This is a genomic window from Jiangella ureilytica (assembly GCF_004348545.1).
GTDB classification, from domain to species: domain Bacteria; phylum Actinomycetota; class Actinomycetes; order Jiangellales; family Jiangellaceae; genus Jiangella; species Jiangella ureilytica.
The window spans coordinates 13,034-34,661 of the sequence record NZ_SMKL01000041.1; the positions used below are offsets into that span (position 1 = coordinate 13,034).

Below are 21,628 nucleotides of genomic sequence, written 5' to 3' on the forward strand. Positions count from 1 at the left end.
TGCTCGGCATGCGCGTCACGCGCGGCCGATTCCGTGCCATCGTCGCGTTACTCGCGGCTTTGGGCACGGTGGCGGGCATCATGGCGCTGACGGCGCCATCTGCGCTCGCCGGCGAGACCTTCGTGGTCACCAGTACAGCTGATGCGGCCGACGCCGATGTGGGCGACGGCATGTGTCTCACCGGGGCGGGCGAATGTACGCTGCGCGCCGCGATCCAGGAATCCAACGCGTCGACGGCGCCCGACGTCGTCCAGGTGCCGGCCGGCACGTTCGAGCTGGCCATCGCGCCGGCCGGCGACAACGGCGCCGATACCGGCGACCTCGACATCACCGCACCGGTCACCGTCAACGGTGCGGGTGCCGCGGCGACCGTGATCGACGGTGGGGACGCCCCGTCCGGGTCGCCGCCGGAGCAGACGGCACTGGACCGGGTGCTGGAGATCCAGGAGACGGCCGGGGCGGTGACGCTCTCCGGCCTGACGCTGCGTGAGGGCTTCGCCGGCGAGGAGGGCGGTGCCCTCTACACCGCGTCCGGCGGCAACATCCGCCTCAACGGCGTCAACGTCACCGACAGCGAGGCGGTCGGCGACGGCGGCGGCATCTACGCGCTGACCGGCACGGTCACCATCACCGGCGGCGCGATCACCGGCAACACCGCCCACAACGGCGGTGGCGTGTTCGGGGCCGGCGAGCCGAGCCTGACCGGCGTGCCGAGCCGCCTGAGCATGAGCGGCGTCACGGTCGACGGCAACTCCGCCGCCTCGGGCGGTGGCGTCATGGTCGACCACGAGGGCGCGCTCAACCTGACCAACAACACGATCACCGACAACCACGCGACCGACGGCGACGGCGGCGGCGTGGTCGCCGGCTCGAAGGCGAGCCTGTCGATCCGCGGCGGCACCATCGAGGCCAACTCGGCGGTCGGCGACGGCGGCGGTGTCTTCACCGGCGTCGAGCGCCCCGTGTCCGTCAAGGACGTCGCCTTCACCGGCAACGCGGCCGGGGTCGAGGTCGAGGGCGTGGCCGAGGGCTCCGGCGGCGGTCTGTTCGCCGGCGGCAGCGGCCCGGTCGTCGTCGAGGCGTCGCGCTTCACCGAGAACGAGGCCGGCACCGCCGGCGGTGGTATCGCGCTGGAGAACAACGGCTCGGTGAACATCGAGAACACCGAGATCACGGGCAACAGCGCCGAGGCCGGCGGCGGTCTGCTGAACGCGGCCGCGCGGGTCACCGTCACCGGGCTGACCATCACGGGCAACGAGGCCGAGCTCGACGGCGGCGGCATCCTCAGCGAAGGCAGCGGCGACTTCACGATCAGCGAGACCACGGTCCGCGGCAACACCGCCGAGAACGGCGGCGGCCTGGCCAACGAGGCGGACGGCGCGCTGCGGGTCGAGGCGTCGACGTTCTGGGACAACCGCGCCATCGCCCGGTTCTCCGACGACACCGGCCTGGGCGGCGGCATCTACGGCCTGGGCGACGCCGAGGCGAACTACGAGAACGTCACCATCACCGGCAACCTCGCCCAGGTGCGAGGCGGCGGTCTCTACATCGACGCCGACGCCGCGGTGCACGTGTCCAGCACCACCATCGCGCACAACAGCGCGCCCGCGGCCAGCGGCGTCGGTGGCGAGGTCACCGTCCCGGCCGTACCGATCCAGCCCAGCACCAGCGTGATGTTCCGCAACACGATCGTCTCGGACAACCTGATCGGCCCGAACTGCAACTTCGCCATCGGGTCCGAGGGCGGCAACCTCGACTCCGGCGACACCTGCCACTTCCGCGGCATGCGCGACCGCCAGAACGCGGTGACCGCGAGCCTCGACGCCGTCGCGGACAACGGCGGCCCGACCATGACCATGGCGCTGCGCGAGGACAGCTTCGCCGTCGACGGCGGCGTCGAGCCGTGCCCGACGGTGGACCAGCGCGGCGTCAGCCGGCCGCAGGGCAACCAGGTCGACCCCGACGACAACAAGTGCGACGGCGGCGCGTTCGAGTACGAGGGCCCGTTCGCCGCACCGGACGTCAGCCCGCCGAACACCGCGTACGTCTCGGGCCCGATCCAGGACACCGAGAACACGTCGCTGTTCACGTTCACCGGCATCGACGACGTCACGCCGGCCGACGAGCTGCTCTACGAGTGCCGCCTGCTCGAGTTCGAGCCGGGTGAGCCGCCGGAGCCGCCGGACCCGACCGAGCCGCTCGACCCCGAGGAGATGTTCGTCGGCTGCCCGAACCCGTGGCAGGTCGAGCTGGTCGAGGACGGCGTGTTCCTGTTCGAGGTGCGCGCGATCGACCGTGCGGGCAACGTCGACCAGAGCCCGGCGTCGCACTCCTTCGAGCTCCAGCCCGACGGCACCGCGCCGAACACCGTCTTCCAGGAGACCCCGCCGAACCCGAGTGACCGCAACTCCGCGGCGTTCACCTTCACCGGCACCGACGACCGCACCGCGGCGCAGTTCCTGGAGTTCGAGTGCCGCATCGACACCGTCGACCCCGACGCGTGGCTCGAGTGCTTCAACCCCGCCGTGTTCTCGAACCTGGCGCCGGGTGAGCACACCGTGCAGGTGCGCGCCATCGACGGCGAGGGCAACGTGGACCCGACGCCGGCCACCCACACGTGGACGGTGACCGAGCCCACCAGCTGCACCGCGGCCAACATCATCCTGCAGGCGACGGCCGACACCCACGTCGAACAGGGTGTGCCGCTGGACAACTTCGGCGCGTCCGAGGAACTGGTCGTGCGGTCCAACGAGCCGGACCAGAACGCCCGGTCGTACGTGCGCTTCCCGCTGCCCGACGTCCCGGACACCTGTGTCCTGGAGCGGGCGACGCTGCGCCTGCACGGCGATGGCGAGGCCGGCCGCACGCTCGAGGCCGTCGCCACCGACGCCGCGTGGGACGAGTCGCAGCTGAACTGGAACAACCAGCCGGGCACCACCGGCGCCGCTGTCGCGACCACCTCGGGCGCCGGCTACCGCGAGTGGACCATGACGACTCAGGTGCAGTCGATGCTCGACGGCGCCTCGGCCAACCACGGCTGGATGATCCGCGACTCCGCCGAGGGCGACCTCACGGGTGCCGAGAGCTCGTTCATCAGCAGCGAGGCCGTGCTCGAGCCGCCGACGCCGCCGCAGCTGGTGCTGCGGTTCCAGGAGGTCGGCACGCCCGAGCCGCCCACGCCGGACGAGCCGGGTGCGGCCGAGACGGTCGCCTGCGGCCAGGTGATCACCGAGAGCACGCGGATCGACAACGACCTCACCTGCATGGGTGAGGGCCTGGTCATCGGCGCGCCGAACCTGATCCTCGACCTCAACGGGCACACGCTGAAGAGCGGCCTGGTGGTCGACCCGGGTCAGGAGGAGGGCCTCTACGCCGGTGTCCGCAACGCCGGGCACGCCAACGTCCACGTCCGCAACGGCTCCATCGAGTGGTTCGGCTACGGCGTGCGGATCCTCGGCGGCGGCGAGCACGGCTCCGTGCACGACCTCACGCTCGAGAACAACCTCATCGCCGGCGTGGAACTGCACGACGCCGACGACGGCCGCTACGGCGTGCACGTCCACGACAACACGATGAACCTCAACGGCGACGGCGTGGCCGCGGTGTTCGGCACCGAGGGCGCCCTCATCGAGGGGAACACCTTCGGCGGCAACCTGGGCCGGCAGGTCTACCTGTTCGACTCCGGGTACAACCGCGTCGAGGACAACACCGTCAGCGGGCTCACGCACGACCCGCTCCTCGACAGCGACGGTGGCATCTACCTCGAGAGCGCCAGCGACAACGTCGTCTCCGGCAATGTCGTCTCCGACACCGGTGACGCCGCCATCGCGATCCACGCGGGCTCGCACCGCAACGTCGTCGACGCCAACACCTCCACCCGGAGCAGCGACTCCGGGGTGTCCGTCGACGACTCCGACGCGGCCGTCGTCACCGACAACGTGCTGCACCTGTCCGGCGGCGCCGGCATCACGCTGTCGAACTCGCACCACAGCGAGGTCAGCGGCAACGACGCGCGGTTCAACCCGGGCGGCATCCTGGTGGTCGGCTCGCACGACAACCAGGTCACGGGCAACGAGGTCAGCCACACCGGCGCCGAGGGCATCGGGGTGGAGTCCGCCCACCGCAACGTCGTCAGCGGCAACATCGCCAACCACGGCGGCGGCGCCGGCATCTCGGTGACGGCGGAGCTGCTCGACCCGAACGAGGTCCCGATCGACGGCAACGTCGTCGAGGGCAACGAGGCCGTCGGCAACCTCTCCGACGGCATCTCCGTCGAGGGCGGCGGCCACGAGGTCACGGCCAACGAGGCGTACAACAACCTCGCCTGGGGCATCAGCGCCGACGTGCTCACGATCGACGGCGGCGGCAACCTGGCCAGCGGGAACGCCGAGCCGGAGCAGTGCGAGGGCGTCGTCTGTGCGCCCGGCACGGCCCCGCCGGTGCTGCCGCCTGACCTCACCGCGCCGGACACGCAGATCCTGACGCAGCCGGCCAGCGGCTCCAGCTCGCTCTCCCCGCAGCAGTTCACGTTCACGGGCACCGACAACCTCGCGCCCGCGACCGCGCTGCGGTTCGAGTGCCGGCTGGACGCGCCGCCGGACCCGCCGCCGCCGGTCCCCGAGCCGGGCGAGCCGCCGCAGCCGCCGGACGTCGACAACTGGGTCGAGTGCTCCAGCCCGCAGGTCTACCCGTTCCTGCTGTCGGGTGAGCACGTGTTCGAGGTGCGGGCGATCGACCCGTACGACAACGTCGACCTGACCCCGGCCAAGGTCACCTGGACCGTGGTCCCGGCCCCGCCGGGCGACGACGACCTCGCGCCGAACACCACCATCGCCGAGGCCCCGGAGGACCCGTCGACGTCCGAGGACGCGACGTTCGCCTTCCGCGGCTCCGACAACGCCACGCCCGGTCCGTTCCTCACCTACGAGTGCCGGCTCGACGGCGGCGCCTGGGGCGACTGCGTCAGCCCGGCCACGTACACCGGCCTGGGCCTCGGCGAGCACACGTTCGAGGTGCGCGCCAGCGACGTCGCGGGCAACACCGACGCGTCCCCGGCCGTCCACACCTGGACGATCGTGATCCCGCCGGACGACACGACGGACCCCGAGACGACCATCGACTCCGGACCCGACGTCACCACGGTCGACACGACGGCGACGTTCACGTTCTCGTCCAACGAGGCGGGCGCGACGTTCGAGTGCAAGCTCGACACCGCCGAGTGGGCGGCGTGCACCTCGCCGGCCGAGTACGCCGGTCTCACCGTCGGCGAGCACCAGCTGCAGGTCCGCGCGACCGACCCGGCCGGCAACGTGGACGAGTCGCCCGCCGGCTACCTGTGGACGGTCAGCGCCGCCCCGGTCGCCACGACGGTCACCTGCGGCCAGGTGCTCACCCAGAGCACGCTGGTGAGCAACGACCTGACCGACTGCGGCGGCGACGGCCTGGTCATCGGCGCCGACGGCATCACCGTCGACCTCGACGGCCGGATCATCGACGGCGTCGGGCAGGGCACCGGTATCCGCAACGACGGGTTCGACTCCGTCACCGTCCGCAACGGCACCGTCCAGGAGTTCGACCTCGGCGCCTCGCTGAACTCCGGCGTCGCGATGAACATCGTCGACGGACTGACGCTGCAGTCGACCATCACGGCCGCGGTCCAGCTGACCAACGCCGACGACGGCACCAACGGCAACACGGTCCGCAACAACGAGATCGCGGGCAACGCCATCGGTGTCTTCCTGCAGGCCGGCACGCAGAACGCGTCGGTCACCGGCAACATCATCAGCGGGAGCACCGAGCAGGGCGTCTACCTGCTCAACTCCAGCGGCAACACCTTCGCCGGCAACCAGATCAACGGCACCAGCAACGCCGGTGTCCAGCTGGACGGCTCGAGCACCAACGTGTTCCGCGAGAACGAGGTCAACACGAGCTCCGACGCCGCGATGATGGTTCAGATGGGCTCGCACGGCAACCGCATCGAGGGCAACACGCTCTCCGAGAGCGAGGCCGGCGTCATCGTCCTCGAGTCCAACGGCACCCAGATCGTCGGCAACGCCGCGACGACCAACGGTGACGTCGGCATCGAGCTGGAGGCCGCCCAAGGCTCGCTCATCCGGGACAACGACGTCCGCTACAACACCGGCGGCATCGCGCTCAGCGGGTCCAGCGGCAACCACGTCGAGGCCAACAACGCCAGCGACAACGGCGGCGTCGGCATCGAGGTGGGCGACGAGTCGCTGAGCAACGTCCTGCTGGGCAACGTCGCGATCGCCAACGACGGCGAGGGCATCGCCGTCAACTCGTTCGCGCCGCCCGGCTCCGGCACGCTGATCCAGGGCAACACCGCCAACAGCAACGCCGCGGACGGCATCGCCGTCAACGACCTCGGCCACATGATCGGCGGCAACGTCGCGAACAACAACGGCGGCTGGGGCATCTACGCGGCCACCGGCAGCGTCGCCGGCATCAACGTCGACGGCGGCGGCAACCGCGCCTTCGGCAACGTCGGCGGCGGCATCGACCCGGTGACGCAGCGAGTGATCCAGTGCTTCAACGTCGACTGCGACGGCGGACCGCCGCTGCCGACCGACCAGGTGGCGCCGGACACGTCGATCGTCTCCGGCCCGAGCGACCCGACCACCAGCACCTCGGCGACCATCACGTTCACCGGCAGCGACAACGCCACGACCGTGACCTTCGAGTGCCGGCTGGACGGCGGCGCCTGGGCACCGTGCACCAACCCCGTCACGTACACCGGCCTGGGCATCGGCGAGCACGTCGTCGACGTCCGTGCCACGGACTGGACGGGCAACGTGGACGAGACGCCGGCCCAGCACGCCTGGACCGTCGAGACGCCCCCGCCGGGCGTCGCTCCGGAGACGACCATCGACTCCGGGCCGGACGCGATGACCGTCAGCACCACGGCGTCGTTCACCTTCTCCTCCAACGAGGAGGGCGTGACGTTCCAGTGCAAGCTCGACGCGCTGCCGTACGTGAACTGCACCTCGCCGGCCACGTACACCGGCCTCTCGGTCGGTGCGCACACGCTGCTGGTGCGGGCGATCGACGGTGAGGGCAACGTCGACGCCTCGCCGGCCGAGTACGGCTGGACCGTCGGCGCCGCACCGGTGCCCGCCACCGTGAGCTGTGGGCAGACCATCACGCAGAGCACCCTGGTCATGAACGACCTGACCGGCTGCGGCGGTGACGGCCTGATCATCGGCGCCGCGGGCATCACGCTGGACCTCGGCGGGCACCTCCTCGAGGGGTCCGGCCAGGGCGCCGGCGTGCGGAACTCCGGCTTCGACAGCGTCGCGATCGTCAACGGCTCCGTGACGGACTTCGACTTCGGGGTCCAGCTCGGTGACGGGGTCGCGAGCAACGTCGTCGCCTCGATCCTCGCCACCGCCAACCAGGACGCCGGCATCGGGCTGAACGGCACGGACGGCGGCAACACCGTCCGGACCAGCACGGTCAACGAGAACACGGCCGGCATCGTCCTGTCCGGCGGCACCACCGGCGCCGCCGTGCTGAACAACCAGCTGAGCCTGAACCCGGGCGACGGCATCCGGCTCGACGGTGTCAGCGGGAACCGCGTCGAGGGCAACCTCGTCACCGGCTCCAGCGAGTCCGGCATCGCGCTCCTGGCCGCTACCGGCAACACGCTGCTGAACAACCAGCTGTCGGCGACCAGCAGCACCGGCATCTCGCTCGAGGCGGGATCGAACGACAACGTCCTGCAGGGCAACTCGTCGACCGTCAGCGGGTCCTACGGCATCAGCGTCATGGAGTCCAGCGGCAACGACTTCATCGCCAACGCCGTCGGCTCGGCCGGCGCCACCGGCATCGCCCTGGACAGCGCCGACGACAGTGAGCTGCGCGCCAACGACGTGCGGTTCAACTCCGGCGGCATCTCGCTCATCCAGTCGAGCAACAACCTGCTGCAGGGCAACAACGCCAGCGGCACGACCGACAGCGGCATCTCGGTCGAGAGCGAGTCGTTCGACAACGTGATCCGCTCCAACACGGCCGGCGGCAACAACGGCGAGGGCATCTACGTGTCCGGCCAGGCGCCGTCCGGTCAGGGCAACCTGATCGAGTCCAACAACGCCAGCAACAACGGCAGCGGCGGCATCCTGGTGAACGACGCCGGGCACACGGTCACCGCCAACGTCGTGAACAACAACGACGGCTGGGGCATCTACGCGCACGAGGACACCGTCGACGGCGGTCAGAACCACGCCTCGGGCAACGCCGAGCCGGCCCAGTGCTTCACCATCGTGTGCATCATCGGCCCCGCGCCGGGTGCGCCCGACACCGAGATCGTCGACAAGCCGTCGAACCCGAGCAGCAGCCGCAACGCGCTGTTCACCTTCATCGGCACCGACGACATCACCCCGCTGGGCAACCTCGAGTTCCAGTGCCGTCTCGACAGCACCGACGAGGCGGCCTGGGCGGACTGCGAGAACCCGCAGGAGTACACCAACGTGAGCCCGGGCCAGCACCGGTTCGAGGTGCGCGCGGTCGACGAGAACGAGCTGGTCGACTCCACACCGGCGGTGTACGAGTGGGAGTACGTGCCGCTGCCTCCGGGCGTCGCGCCGGACACCCAGATCAACCTCAAGCCGCCGGCCGAGACGCCGCTGTTCGAGGCGCTGTTCACCTTCTCGTCGAACGAGCCCGACGTGACGTTCGAGTGCGCCATCGACGACGCCGCCTGGGAGCCCTGCTTCTTCGCGGTCGAGCACGAGTTCGACGAGACCGAGGTCGGTCCGCACACCTTCCGGGTCCGAGCCACGGACTCCGAGGGGCTCACGGACCTCACCCCGGCCGAGTACACGTGGACGATCACGGGCGTCATCGCGAGGATCACCGACGGGCCGGCGTTCGAGCCGGGTCAGGGCACCGAACCGCCCAACGGAGGCGAGACGGAGGAGACGACGGCCACGTTCGAGTTCGAGGCCAACGTCGCCGACTCCACGTTCGACTGCTCGCTCGACTTCGCACCGTTCGCGCCGTGCACGTCGCCGATGACGTACACCGGCCTGAGCGTGGGTGAGCACGTGTTCCGCGTGTTCGCCACCGACCCGGAGGGCGCCAGCCAGCTGGAGAGCACCGAGTACGAGTGGACCGTGATCCCGAGCCTGGACACCGTCCCGCCGAACGCCGTCATCCAGGGCGGCCCGGCGGACCCGACCGGCGCGGCCACGTTCACCTTCACGGGCACCGACAACGTCACGACCCCCGCGGGCCTGCTGTTCGAGTGCAGCATGGACAGTGCCGAGGAGGCCGCGTTCTCGGCGTGCACCAGCCCGTGGACCTACCCGAACCCGGAGGCTCCGGAACCGCTCGAGCCCGGTGCGCACGTGTTCTACGTGCGAGCCATCGACGCGGAGGACAACATCGACCCGACACCGGCGAGCCTGCCGTTCACCTACGGCGGCGACTCCGTGGCACCGGCGGTCACCTTCATGACCACGCCGCCGGCCTCCACGCCGCTGCCGGACGTGCTGTTCACGTTCAGCGCGAACGACCCGTTCGCGACGTTCGAGTGCAGTGTCGACGGCGCCGGCTTCGAGCCCTGCGAGAGCCCCCACGAGGTCCAGGGCATGCTGGTCGGGCCGCACGAGCTCCAGGTGCGCGCGGTCGACATGTCCGGCAACGTGGGCGCCGTCGCGGTCGCCGAGTGGACCCTGGTCGGCCCGCCGGAGACGACGCTGCTGACCACGCCGGCCGACCCGTCGGGCGCGGACGTGAGCTTCGCGTTCGAGTCCAACGTGCCGGGGTCGACGTTCACCTGTGCGCTGAACAACGGTCCGTTCCTGCCCTGCACCTCGCCGCACGGCTACACCGGTCTCGGCGGTGGCGACCACCAGTTCCAGGTCGCCGCGGTCAGCCCGGAGGGCTTCGTGGACGAGTCGCCGGAGGAGTTCTCCTGGACCGTCGACGCACCGGCCGACACCACGGCGCCGGACACCGTCATCGAGAGCGGCCCGCCGGCCGTCTCCACCGCCGTCGACGCGAACTTCACGTTCTCGTCGCCGGACCCGGGCGCGGGCTTCCAGTGCGCGCTCGACGGTGGCTCCTTCGGTGACTGCCCGACTCCGTACCTGCTCGAGGGCGTGGCCGAGGGCGAGCACGAGCTGGCCGTTCGCGCCGTCGACGTCCACGGCAACGCGGACCAGACACCCGACACGTACACGTGGGAGGTGGACGGCCCGCCGGAGGCGGAGATCACGTCCGGTCCGGAGGTCTCGACGGAGATGACGTCGGCCACGTTCGAGTTCGTCTCGGACGAGCCGGGCTCCACGTTCGTCTGCTTCCTCGACGGGGTGGAGGAGCCGTGCACGTCGCCGGTGGACTACACCGGCCTGAGCGTCGGCGCGCACCTGTTCGCGGTGCAGGCGACGGACGCGAACGGCAACGTCCAGCCGGACTGGACCGAGCACGAGTGGACGGTCACGCCGGCGATGCCGCCGCAGACGATGCTGACGTCGACGCCGCCGCCGGCCACCACGAGTGCCACGACCGCAACCTTCGCGTTCAGCTCCAGCGAGCCCGGCACCTTCCAGTGCTCGCTGGACAGCGCACCGTTCGCGGCCTGCGTCTCGCCGACGGAGCTGACCGGACTGGCGGCCGGAGCGCACACGTTCGCCGTGCGCGCCGTCGACCTGGCCGGCAACCCCGACGGCAGCCCGGTGGTGAGCACCTGGACGGTCACGCCGGCCGACATCACCGCGCCGCAGACGACGATCGGTGAGGGCCCGACGGGCTCGGTGACCACCACGACGGCAGCGTTCGAGTTCTCGGCCGACGAGGGCGGCACGACCTTCGAGTGCCTCATCGACGGCGGCGCCTGGGGCGCGTGCACCTCGCCGAAGGTCTACACGAACCTGACGCCGGGCGAGCACACGTTCCTGGTGCGCGGGACCGACACGGCCGGGAACACCGACGCGACGCCGGCCTCCCGGACGTGGACGATCGCCGAGCCGCCGGTCTGCACCACGCAGACCGTCACGCTCGACGCGGTCGCCGACTCCTGGATCGACCAGGGCAGCTCGTCCAGCAACAAGGGCACCGACTCCACCCTCAAGGTGATGTCGAAGAGCGGCTCCAACCTGCGGGCTCTGGTCCGGTTCGACCTGCCCGACCTGGCCGAGGGGTGTGCGGTGTCGTCCGCGACGCTGCGCCTCAACGCCACGTCGTCGCGGAGCGGGCGGACGCTGCAGGCGATCCGGGTCGCGGCTCCGTGGACCGAGAACGCCGTCACGTGGGGCAACCAGCCGGCGACGACCGGCACCCCGGCGACGACGTCCTCCGGCACGGGCTGGCGCACCTGGACGGTGACCCAGCAGGTCAACGCGATGTACACGGCGAACGCGGAGCACGGGTTCCTGATCCGCGACGCGTCTGAGAACAACGACCACGAGCAGCAGTTCCGCAGCCGCGAGAGCGGCAGCAACCGGCCGCAGCTCGTGCTGACCATCGGACCGGCGCCGGAACCGGACACCACGGCGCCGCAGACCACCATCACCTCCGGGCCGGGAGCGGCGAGCGTCCCCTCGTTCGAGTTCATCGCGGACGAGCAGGGCACGTCGTTCGAGTGCTCCATCGACGGCGGCGCGTTCACCGCGTGCTCGTCGCCGAAGACCTACCCGGGCCTGGTGGTCGGGTCGCAGCACACGTTCGCCGTCCGCGCCATCGACGCGGCGGGCAACGTGGACGCGACGCCCGCGACGTCGACCTGGACCGTGCCGATCAACTGCGGCGCCCCGATCACCGTCCCGGCCAGCACCGACGCCTGGTTCGAGCAGGGCAGCCCGTCGACCAACAAGGGCGACGACTCCGCGCTCAAGGTGATGTCGAAGTCGTCGAACCAGAACGTCCGTGCGGCGGTCCGGTTCGCCCTCCCGGCAGCGCCGTCCGGCTGCGAGGTCATCGGGGCGACCCTGCGCATGTACTCCGACTCCTACGTCTCCGGGCGCACCCTGCAGGCGCTGCGGGCGACGGCCGCGTGGACGGAGTCGGGCGTCACCTGGGGCAACCAGCCGGCCACCACGGGGACGCCGGCGACAGCGCCGTCCGGCGGCGGCTGGCGGACCTGGACGGTGACGGAGCAGGTGCTGGCCATGTACGCGCCAGGCGCCAACCACGGCTTCGTCGTCCGCGACGCCACCGAGGGCGCCAGCGCCGGACCGGAGCAGTCCTTCCACAGCCGGGAGAAGGGAGAGAACACCCCGCAGCTCGTCGTGACCTTCGGGGCCTCGAGCTGAGCACCTCCCCCCGGGAAAGGGCGGTCACGGCGCCCCTCGCCGTGACCGCCACCCCGCTCGCGTGACCGACTGATCCGAACGGGTGGGTGGGACTCCCGCTCCGCCAGGCCTGCCTGGTGGGGCGGGAGTTCGCTGTGCGTTGGGGGCCGGCGGCGCTGAAGCCGCGCCGCCGGCGGTCGTGGGAGGGACCTTCGCCGCGGGGCGGGAACGCGCCGCTGCGCTGGCCGGCCCTCCGCGGGGCCCCGGATTCTCGGGTCCCGACCAGGACCGTTTCGCCGCGCTGGAGCTCTGCAGTCGTTTCCGACCGCAGAGCTCCAGGGCGCGTGCGCGCTCTGCCGGCGGATGCGACCGCAGACCTCCAGGGCGTGTGGCGCTGTGCCGGCCGAAGCGACCGCAGACCTCCAGCGCGCGTGCGCCCTCTGCCGGCCGAAGCGACCGCAGAGCTCCAGCGGTGCAACCGACGTCGCCAAATGGCGACGCGAACTCCCTCCCGACTCCGCGTCGTGGGCGGGCTACCGCTGCTCCGGCCGGGGCAACTCGCCCACGGCATCGGCAAACGGCGCACGCGGCGACCGGCGACCGGCGAGCCTCGCCCCGTCGCCCCGTCGCCCCGTCGCCCCGTCGCCGCGTCGCCCCGGCGCCGCGTCGCCGCGTCGCCACCCGGGCAGGGTAGGGTCGGCCCGTGCGTGCCCTCGCTCCGATCCTCAAGGCCTACGACATCCGTGGCGTGGTGCCTGACGAGCTCGACGACGACAGCGCCCGGGCCATCGGCTGGGCGGCCGCGCACGTGCTCGCCGGCGGCACCGGAGCCATGGTCGTCGGGCACGACATGCGGCCCACGTCACCCACGCTGTCGGCGGCGTTCGCCGACGGCGTCACCTCCGCCGGCGTCGACGTCGTCATGGCCGGGCTCACCAGCACCGACCAGCTCTACTACGCCAGCGGCGCGCTGGGCCTGCCCGGCGCCATGTTCACCGCCAGCCACAACCCCGCCCGGTACAACGGCATCAAGCTCTGCCGGGCCGGGGCCGCGCCGGTGGGCTACGACACCGGCCTCGCCGAGATCAAGGCCCTCATCGACGACGGTGTCGACTCGCCGGTGGCGGCGCGCGGCCGGGTCTCGCACCGCGACACGCTGGGCGACTACGCGGCCCACCTGCACTCCCTCGTCCCGCTCGACGGAGGGCGGGCGCTCACCGTGGTCGTCGACGCCGGCAACGGCATGGCCGGGCACACCGTCCCGGCCGTCCTCGACGTCCCCGGGCTGACGGTCGTGCCGCTGTACTTCGAGCTCGACGGCAGCTTCCCGAACCACGAGGCCAACCCGATCGATCCGGCCAACCTCGTCGACCTGCAGAAGGCCGTCCGCGAGCACGGCGCCGACCTCGGGCTGGCCTTCGACGGCGACGCCGACCGCTGCTTCGTCGTCGACGAGCGGGGCGAGCCGGTGTCGCCGTCGGCGCTGACCGCGCTGATCGCCGTCCGCGAGCTGCAGCGCTCGCCGGGCCAGCCGGTCGTGCACAACCTCATCACCTCGAAGGCCGTGCCCGAGATCATCGCCGAGCACGGCGGCACCCCGGTGCGCACCCGCGTCGGGCACTCGCTGATCAAGCGGACCATGGCCGAGACCGGCGCCGTCTTCGGCGGCGAGCACTCCGGCCACTTCTACTTCCGAGACTTCTGGCGGGCCGACTCCGGCATGCTCGCGGCGCTGCACACGCTCGCCGCGCTGGGCTCCGACGACGGCGGCCGCCCGCTCTCGCAGCTGCTCGCCCCGTACGAGCGCTACGTCGCGTCGGGCGAGATCAACAGCACGGTCGACGACGCCGAGGCGGTCACCGCCCGGGTCGAGAAGGCCTTCGGCACGGCGCCCGACGTCACCACCGACCGTCTCGACGGCCTCACCGTCGAGTTCACCGGCACGCCCATGTGGTGGTTCAACCTGCGCCCGTCCAACACCGAGCCGCTGCTGCGGCTCAACGTCGAGGGCGCCGACCGCGCCGTCATGGAGCGGGTGCGCGACGACGTCCTGCGGGTGGTCCGCGGGTCGGGGGAGGGGGCCGCGTGAGGCTCGATCCGACGCTGCTGCAGGTCATCGCCTGCCCGGTCTGTCACAGCCCGCTGGAGCCCGACGACGCCGCCGGCGAGCTGCTGTGCACCGGCTGCCCGCTGGCCTACCCGGTGCGCGACGACATCCCCGTACTGCTGGCCGACCAGGCCCGCACCCGCAGCTAGTTCCTTGGAGTAGCCCCCAGTGTTCTTCGACGGCTCGCTCGACGACCCCCACGCGTTGAGCGTCATCGACCCGGTCCTGCGCGAGATCGCCGGCTGGGGTGCTCAGGTCCGCCTCGCCGAGGCCGCCTCCGCCGACGTCATGGCGTCGCTGCGCACCGGCGACGACCGGCCGCGTGCCGTCGTCGCCGGCGGTCCCGACGGCCGGCTGTTCCGGGCCGTGCTCGAGCCGGTCTGCCCAGTGCCGTTCGTCGCCTGGCCGCACCGCGGGCTGCCCGCCTGGGCCGGCCCGCTCGACCTCGTCGTCGTGGTCTGCCGCGACGGCCACGGCGACGACGAGATCTCCGCCGTCGCCGAGGCCCGCCGCCGCGGCTGCGCGCTGCTGGTCGCCGCGCCCGAGGGCTCGCCCATGCACCAGGCGGCGGCCGGTCGCGGCACGACTTTCCTGCCCGCCGGCAGCGCCGACCCGACGGCGCTCGCCGTTCCCGTCCTGCGGGCGCTGCACATCATGGGGCTGGGCCCGCAGGTCGAGGCCGAGCCCGTCGCCGACGCCCTCGACGACGTCGCCGAGCGGTGCGGGCCGAGCGTGCCGGCCGACGCCAACCCGGCCAAGGAGCTGGCACTCGCCATCGCCGATGACGTTCCCGTGGTCTGGGGCGGCTCGGTGCTGGCCGCCCGCGCCGCCCGCAGGGTCGCCGAGGCGCTCCGCTCGGCCAGCGGCCGGCCGGCGGTGTCCGGCGAGGCCGACCAGCTCGCCCCGATCCTCGAGGGCGCCCCCGAGCCGGACCTGTTCGCCGACCCGTTCGAGGACGGCGGCTCGGCCTCGTCGCGCCCCGCCCTCGTCATCCTCGACGACGGCGCCGACACCCCCGCCGCGGTGGCCGGCCGGGCCCGCCTCGACGCGGCGGCCGAGAGCGGCTCCGTGCGGGTCCAGGAGGTCCGCGCCGTCGAGGGTCCCGACATCGGCCGGTTCGCGGCGCTGCTGGCCACCGGCCGCTACGCGGCGGCCTACCTCGCGCTCGGTCTCGGCCGCCCGGCCTGACCTCGCCCGGTTCCGGGATGATCACGTTCACGAGGAAGTCCCGTGTCGTACTACGCCCGCAGCCCTAGTGAGGCACGGGAAACCCTCATGGTGGCCCCGGCCGCCCGGCCAGACCCCCGCCCGGGCGACGACGGCCGCCCGGTCTCACATGTTCGCCGGTTAGGCTGTCGCCTCGTGGCCGTGCTTCTGGACAACCCCGTGCGTTCCTACGCGTGGGGCTCGCCCACCGTCATCCCCGAACTGCTGGGCCGGGCGCCGTCGGGGCAGCCCGAGGCGGAGCTGTGGGTCGGCGCGCATCCCGGGTCGCCGTCGACGGTGTCCGGTGACGGCCGGCCGCTGTCGGCGCTCATCGAGGCCGACCCGGTCGCGACGCTCGGTGCCGCCGTCGTCGACCGGTTCGGGCCCAGGCTGCCGTTCCTGCTGAAGATCCTCGCGGTGCAGCGGCCGCTGTCGATCCAGGTCCACCCGACCATCGAGCAGGCCGTCGAGGGCTACGACGCCGAGGACGCCGCCGGTCTCGCGCTCGACGACCCCCGCCGCTCGTACCACGACCGCAACCACAAGCCCGAGATGGCGGTCGCGCTGACCCCGTTCGAGGCGCTGGTCGGGTTCGACGACCCCGTCGCCGTCGCCGCCTCCCTGGAGCAGAGCGAGCACCCGGACCTCGTCGGCGCCGCCGCCGTGCTGCGCGACGACGACGGGCTTGAGCGGCTCGTGCGGCGCTGGCTGACGCTCGACGCCGACGCGGCCGCCGAGATCGTCACGGTGCTGACCGGCGAGGCGTCGACCCGGCGCCACGACCCCCGGTTCGCGCTGGTACACCGGCTCGCCGAGGCCTATCCGCACGACCGCGGGCTGCTGCTCGCGCTGCTGCTGCGCCACCACGTGCTCGAGCCAGGCGAGGCGGTGTTCGTACCGGCCGGCGTCCCCCACGCCTACCTGTCCGGTGTCGCCGTCGAGCCACAGGCCAGTTCCGACAACACCCTGCGCGCCGGGCTGACGCCCAAGCACGTCGACGCCGCCGAGGTGCTGCGGATCCTGCGCTACGAACCGCGCGGCGAGGTGCTGGTCGCGCCCGTGGTGACCGACCCCGGGATCGAGCTGTACCCCGTCCCGGGGGTCGACGAGCTGCGGCTGGCGCGGGTGCTGCTGAGTCGCTCCGGGGTCATGGTGCCCGGCCCCTGCCTCGTCCTCGTCGTCGAGGGTTCGGCCTCGCTCGACGGTGTGAGCCTGGCGCGCGGGCACGCGGCGTTCGTCCCCGCGTCCGAGACCGGCGCGACCCTGACCGGCGACGGCGTGGCGTTCACCCTGACCACGGCGCTCGACCAGGCACGATAGTCACCGACCCTGCACGCTCTGAGCGAAGGAAACCCCTGAACCATGGCCACTGAAGGTGGGACCAAGGCGGTCGTCGCGGCCCTGCTGGCGAACACCGGCATCGCGATCACCAAGTTCATCGCGTTCGCCTTGACCGGGGCGTCGTCCATGCTGGCCGAGGCGGTGCACTCCGTCGCCGACGCCGGGAACCAGGTGCTGCTGCTGGTCGGCGGCCGGCGTGCCCGACGCAAGGCCACACCCGAGCACCCGTTCGGCTACGGCCGGGTGCGCTACGTGTTCGCGTTCATCGTGGCGATCGTGCTGTTCAGCATCGGTGGCCTGTTCGCGCTGTACGAGGCGTACCACAAGTACGAGGAGGTGCACGCCGGCCACCCCAACGAGCTGCTCGAGAGCCAGTGGTGGTGGGTCCCCGTCGCCGTCCTCGTCGCCGCGATCGTCATGGAGACGTTCTCGCTGCGCACCGCTGTGGTCGAGTCCGACCGCGTCCGCGGCGGCAAGTCGTGGATCCAGTTCGTCCGCCGGGCCAAGTCGCCGGAGCTGCCGGTCATCCTGCTCGAGGACATCGGCGCCCTGCTCGGCCTCGTGTTCGCCCTCATCGGCGTCGGCATGGCCCTGATCACCGACAACGCCTACTGGGACGTCGCGGGCACCGCCGCCATCGGCCTGCTGCTCGTGGTCATCGCCGTCATCCTGGCCATCGAGATGTCCAGCCTGCTCATCGGCGAGGGCGCGGCCGAGGACAACGTGAAGAAGATCCTCGCCGCCGCCACCGCCGGCGACGACATCGGCCGGGTCATCCACCTGCGCACCCTGTACACCGGCCCGGAGGAGCTGCTGGTCGCCGCCAAGCTCGCGGTGCGCACCGACCAGACCGGCGCGCAGATCGCGGCCGCCATCGACGCCGCCGAGCAGCGCATCCGCACCGCCCTCCCCGAGGCGACGCACATCTTCCTCGAACCGGACATCGACCGCGCCCCGTCGCCCACCCCGTAGCTCCGCCCGGTCCCGTGATCATCGGCGATCGGCCACACCCTGGCGGGGCCGATCGCCGATGATCATGAGTATCCGCTGACGGGCAGCCCAGCGGGGTAGACTCGGGCCCGACACCATGCCGGCGCAGGTGATGCCGCGGACCCAGATGGGTCGCGCCGGGTCGGACACCGCAGGCCGCCTCGTCGCGTCCGCCACGCGGTCCGACCCATCCGCCGTCCTCTGGGAGAGGAACCGTTCCATGTCCGACGACTTCAAGGTCGCCGACCTCGCACTCGCCGACTTCGGGCGCCGCGAGATCCGGCTCGCCGAGCACGAGATGCCCGGCCTCATGGCCATGCGCGCCGAGTACGGCGAGAGCAAGCCGCTCACCGGCGCCCGCATCACGGGCTCGCTGCACATGACCGTCCAGACCGCCGTGCTCATCGAGACGCTGGTCGCGCTGGGCGCCGAGGTGCGCTGGGCCTCCTGCAACATCTTCTCGACGCAGGACCACGCGGCCGCGGCGATCGCCGTCGGGCCCACGGGCACCGCCGACGCTCCCGCCGGCGTGCCGGTGTTCGCCTGGAAGGGCGAGACGCTCGAGGAGTATTGGTGGTGCACCGAGCAGGCGCTCACCTGGCCCGGGCAGGCCGGCCCGAACATGATCCTCGACGACGGCGGTGACGCCACGCTACTGGTGCACAAGGGCGTCGAGTACGAGAAGGCCGGCAACGTGCCGGAGCCCGCCGACGACGACCCCGAGGAGTGGCGGGTCGTCCTCGGGCTGCTGAAGCGCACGCTCACCGAGAGCCAGAGCCGCTGGACGGCGATGGCCCAGGAGATCAAGGGCGTCACCGAAGAGACCACCACCGGCGTGCACCGCCTCTACGAGATGATGCGCGGCGGCGCCCTGCTGTTCCCGGGCATCAACGTCAACGACTCCGTCACCAAGAGCAAGTTCGACAACCGGTACGGCTGCCGGCACTCGCTCATCGACGGCATCAACCGCGCCACCGACGTGCTCATCGGCGGCAAGGTGGCCGTGGTCTGCGGCTACGGCGACGTCGGCAAGGGCTGCGCGGAGTCGCTGCGCGGTCAGGGCGCCCGGGTCGTCGTCACCGAGATCGACCCGATCTGCGCGCTCCAGGCGGCCATGGACGGCTACGAGGTCACCACCCTCGACGACGTCATCGAGCGCGCCGACATCGTCGTCACCGCCACCGGCAACCGCGACGTCATCACCGTCGACCACCTGGCGCGGGCCAAGCACCAGGCCATCGTCGGCAACATCGGCCACTTCGACAACGAGATCGACATGGCCGGGCTGGCCGCCGTCGACGGCATCGTGCGCACCGAGATCAAGCCGCAGGTGCACGAGTGGACGTTCCCCGACGGCCACGCCGTCATCGTGCTGTCCGAGGGCCGGCTGCTGAACCTCGGCAACGCCACCGGCCACCCGTCGTTCGTCATGTCGAACTCGTTCACCAACCAGGTGCTGGCGCAGATCGAGCTGTTCACGAAGACCGCCGACTACCCGCTCGGCGTCTACACGCTGCCCAAGCACCTCGACGAGCAGGTCGCCCGGCTGCACCTCGACGCCCTCGGCGTGAAGCTGACCGAGCTGACCGAGTCGCAGGCGTCCTACCTGGGCATCCCGGTCCAGGGCCCGTACAAGAGCGAGCAGTACCGGTACTGAGTCAGGCGCGGCGGGCGAGGCGCACGTTCCGGGCGTAGGTCCGGAAGCCGAGCGCCTCGTACGCCGCCCGCGCGGCCGGGGCGCCGTCGTCGCCGCGGGCGCAGACCCGGGCGTCGCGCGCGCCCAGGTGACGGGCGGCTCGGAGCGCGGCCGCCGCGGCCGCGACGGCGAGTCCGCGGCGACGGTGTCCGGGCGCGGTCCCGACCGGCTCCAGCACCGCGACGCCGCTCTCGTCGTCCAGCCACGCCAGCGCCGACGCCGCCGGGGTGCCGTCGGGCGCGACGACCAGCCAGTCGAGGCCCGGCCGGTACAGCGGGGTCCGCATGAGCGCGCGGTAGCCGGCTGTGGACAACCGCGCCCCGAAGGCGGCCCTGTGGACGGCGGCCCGAGCGGGCGCGTCGGCCGGGCCGGAGACCGGCCGCAGCGTGTACCCGCGTGGCAGCGGCGGCGGGCCCGGGAGGTCGGTCGGGTTCGTCAGCGACCGGCGGAGGTGGGCGAAGAACGGGCCGCCGTCCTGGGGCTCGTAGCCGTGGCGGGCCAGCGCGGCGAGCAGCGCCGTCTCGGCGTCGAGGACGGTGACCCACCGACTCCCGGCCCAGTCCAGCAGCTCCGGGAGCAGGTCCGGGTGCGCCGGGTCGAGCTGCAGGTCCAGCCCGCCGGAACGGGTCCACGCCCACGCCACCACTCGGCCGTCGTGCGTCCAGTGAGCCGTGCGCCGCGACGGGTTCGGGCCGCCGTGCTCGCACCAGAACCAGGCCAGCTCGCCCGGATGCCAACGGCTCGACCAGCTCCACAGCCGGGCGGCCAGCGACTGCATCGCGGCCGGCTGCTCGGGACCGGCCCCGCCGGTGCGCCGGTAGGTGGCCGGGGCCGAACTGGTTGCGCTGGTTGCGCCGGTGGTGCCGGGTGCGGCGGCCGTGTCGGTCATGCCGGCGGTGCGAATCCGCCGTCGGTGCGCGACGGCGGCCGCTCGGCTTCCGGCGACGGCTCCGGTTCCGGCGACGGCGACTCGGACTCCGGCGACGGCGTGAACCGGGGCCCCCGCGGCGGCTGCGGTCCGGGGAACGGCTGCGACTCGGCCGGGTAGGACGACGGCCCGGGGTAGGGCGGCTGCCCCGCGTAGGGCCCGGGCTGCCCCGCGTACGGGCCCGGCTGCCCCGCGTAGGGCCCGGGCTGCTGCCCCGCGTACGGCCCGGGCTGCCCGGCGTACGACCACGGTGGTCCCGGGTACGGTCCCTGCTGCTGGCCGTAGGGCGGCTGCGGGCCGCCGTAGCGGAGGGTGTCGCGGCGCCGTCGCTCGGCCAGGACGGCGGCGAGGTAGGCCCACGGAGGGGTGCCGGGCGGAGGCGGCGGGCTGACGACGGCGGCGACCTCGGTGGCGAGGTCGACGGCGAGCCGGGTGCGCACCTCGGGCGCCAGTTGCGGCGCACGGGCCAGCAGCGACCGGACGGCCATGGCGAGCTGGTCGGGCAGCCGCGACAGCTCCAGCGACGCCGCCCAGGGCGCCAGTCGCGGGTCGAGGACCGGCGGCGGAGCCGTGATCGACGGGATGCGCTCGCGGATGACGACGGTGCCGGCCAGGATGTCGCCGATGCGCTTGTCGCGGGAGTTCAGCAACGAGCAGACCATGGCGCCGACGCCGAGCGTCAGGACGAAGTCGGCGAACACACCGGCCAGCGCGCGGACCAGGGCGTGACGGAACCGGATCGGGCCGCCGTCGTCGCGGACCACGCGCAGCCCGGCCGCGGCCTTGCCGACGGACTTGCCACGGGTCAGGGTCTCGACCGTCGTCGGGATGACGACCAGCAGGAACACCGTCCCGGCGATGATCAGGGCGGCCGCGAGCGCCTCGTCGACACCGGGCGCGACCTGGCTGAACAGGAGCAGCAGCGCGAACCCGACGACGGCCAGGATGGCGGCGTCGAGGAGCAGGCCCAGAGCGCGCGACGGCAGCTTGGCCAGCCGCAGCTCGAGGGGGACGGCCTCGCCGGTCACCAGGTCGCTCACGTGGCTGGTGTCCTCTCCCTCGTGGGAATCGCCGTCGCCTGGGACCTCGCGGTCGGCATGTGGCCATTC

At 72.4% G+C, this 21,628-nt stretch carries 9 protein-coding genes; 7 read left to right on the forward strand and 2 right to left on the reverse strand.

What is annotated here, in order from left to right; translation table 11 throughout:
* The first annotated feature begins 8 nt into the window (after positions 1-8).
* The 7 genes from E1212_RS18075 (at position 9) to ahcY (ending at position 19,552) form a co-directional block, all read left to right on the forward strand.
* Positions 9-12,272: a right-handed parallel beta-helix repeat-containing protein gene (locus E1212_RS18075; RefSeq protein WP_162605535.1), complete on the forward strand. Its 12,264-nt coding sequence runs from the start codon at positions 9-11 to the stop codon at positions 12,270-12,272.
* A gap of 682 nt (positions 12,273-12,954) precedes the next feature.
* Positions 12,955-14,340, forward strand: coding sequence for a phosphomannomutase/phosphoglucomutase (locus E1212_RS18080; RefSeq protein ID WP_131984961.1), 1,386 nt, complete (start codon positions 12,955-12,957; stop codon positions 14,338-14,340).
* Positions 14,337-14,507 (forward strand): Trm112 family protein, encoded by a 171-nt coding sequence (locus E1212_RS18085; RefSeq protein WP_131984963.1) that lies wholly within the window; start codon positions 14,337-14,339, stop codon positions 14,505-14,507. The genes E1212_RS18080 and E1212_RS18085 overlap by 4 nt, the downstream gene beginning before the upstream one ends.
* Positions 14,508-14,526: 19 nt before the next feature.
* The gene (locus E1212_RS18090; protein WP_131984965.1) at positions 14,527-15,546 is read left to right on the forward strand and encodes an SIS domain-containing protein; all 1,020 of its coding nucleotides are present in this window, start codon (positions 14,527-14,529) and stop codon (positions 15,544-15,546) included.
* Between the two features lie 174 nt (positions 15,547-15,720).
* A complete protein-coding gene (manA, locus tag E1212_RS18095) occupies positions 15,721-16,884 on the forward strand; it encodes a mannose-6-phosphate isomerase, class I (RefSeq protein WP_203416971.1) in 1,164 nt (387 codons plus the stop codon).
* Positions 16,885-16,926: 42 nt separating this feature from the next.
* Positions 16,927-17,877 (forward strand): cation diffusion facilitator family transporter, encoded by a 951-nt coding sequence (locus E1212_RS18100; protein WP_131984967.1) that lies wholly within the window; start codon positions 16,927-16,929, stop codon positions 17,875-17,877.
* A gap of 238 nt (positions 17,878-18,115) precedes the next feature.
* On the forward strand, positions 18,116-19,552 hold the full coding sequence (gene ahcY / locus E1212_RS18105) for an adenosylhomocysteinase (protein WP_131984969.1): 1,437 nt from the start codon (positions 18,116-18,118) through the stop codon (positions 19,550-19,552).
* Between the two features lies 1 nt (position 19,553).
* On the opposite strand, the gene E1212_RS18110 is transcribed toward ahcY, so the two are convergent.
* Positions 19,554-20,480, reverse strand: coding sequence for a GNAT family N-acetyltransferase (locus tag E1212_RS18110; protein WP_131984971.1), 927 nt, complete (start codon positions 20,478-20,480; stop codon positions 19,554-19,556).
* Positions 20,477-21,559 carry an RDD family protein gene (locus E1212_RS18115; protein WP_203416972.1) on the reverse strand — a complete coding sequence of 361 codons (1,083 nt, stop codon included), beginning with the start codon at positions 21,557-21,559 and terminating at the stop codon, positions 20,477-20,479. The genes E1212_RS18110 and E1212_RS18115 overlap by 4 nt, the downstream gene beginning before the upstream one ends.
* Positions 21,560-21,628 lie beyond the last annotated feature (69 nt).

Excerpts from the sequence above, each read along its gene's own strand:
- E1212_RS18100 (WP_131984967.1), top strand. The coding sequence starts at position 16,927 with ATGGCCACTGAAGGTGGGACCAAGGCGGTCGTCGCGGCCCTGCTGGCG.
- E1212_RS18110 (WP_131984971.1), bottom strand. The coding sequence starts at position 20,480 with ATGACCGACACGGCCGCCGCACCCGGCACCACCGGCGCAACCAGCGCA.
- E1212_RS18075 (WP_162605535.1), top strand. The coding sequence starts at position 9 with ATGCGCGTCACGCGCGGCCGATTCCGTGCCATCGTCGCGTTACTCGCG.
- ahcY (WP_131984969.1), top strand. The coding sequence starts at position 18,116 with ATGTCCGACGACTTCAAGGTCGCCGACCTCGCACTCGCCGACTTCGGG.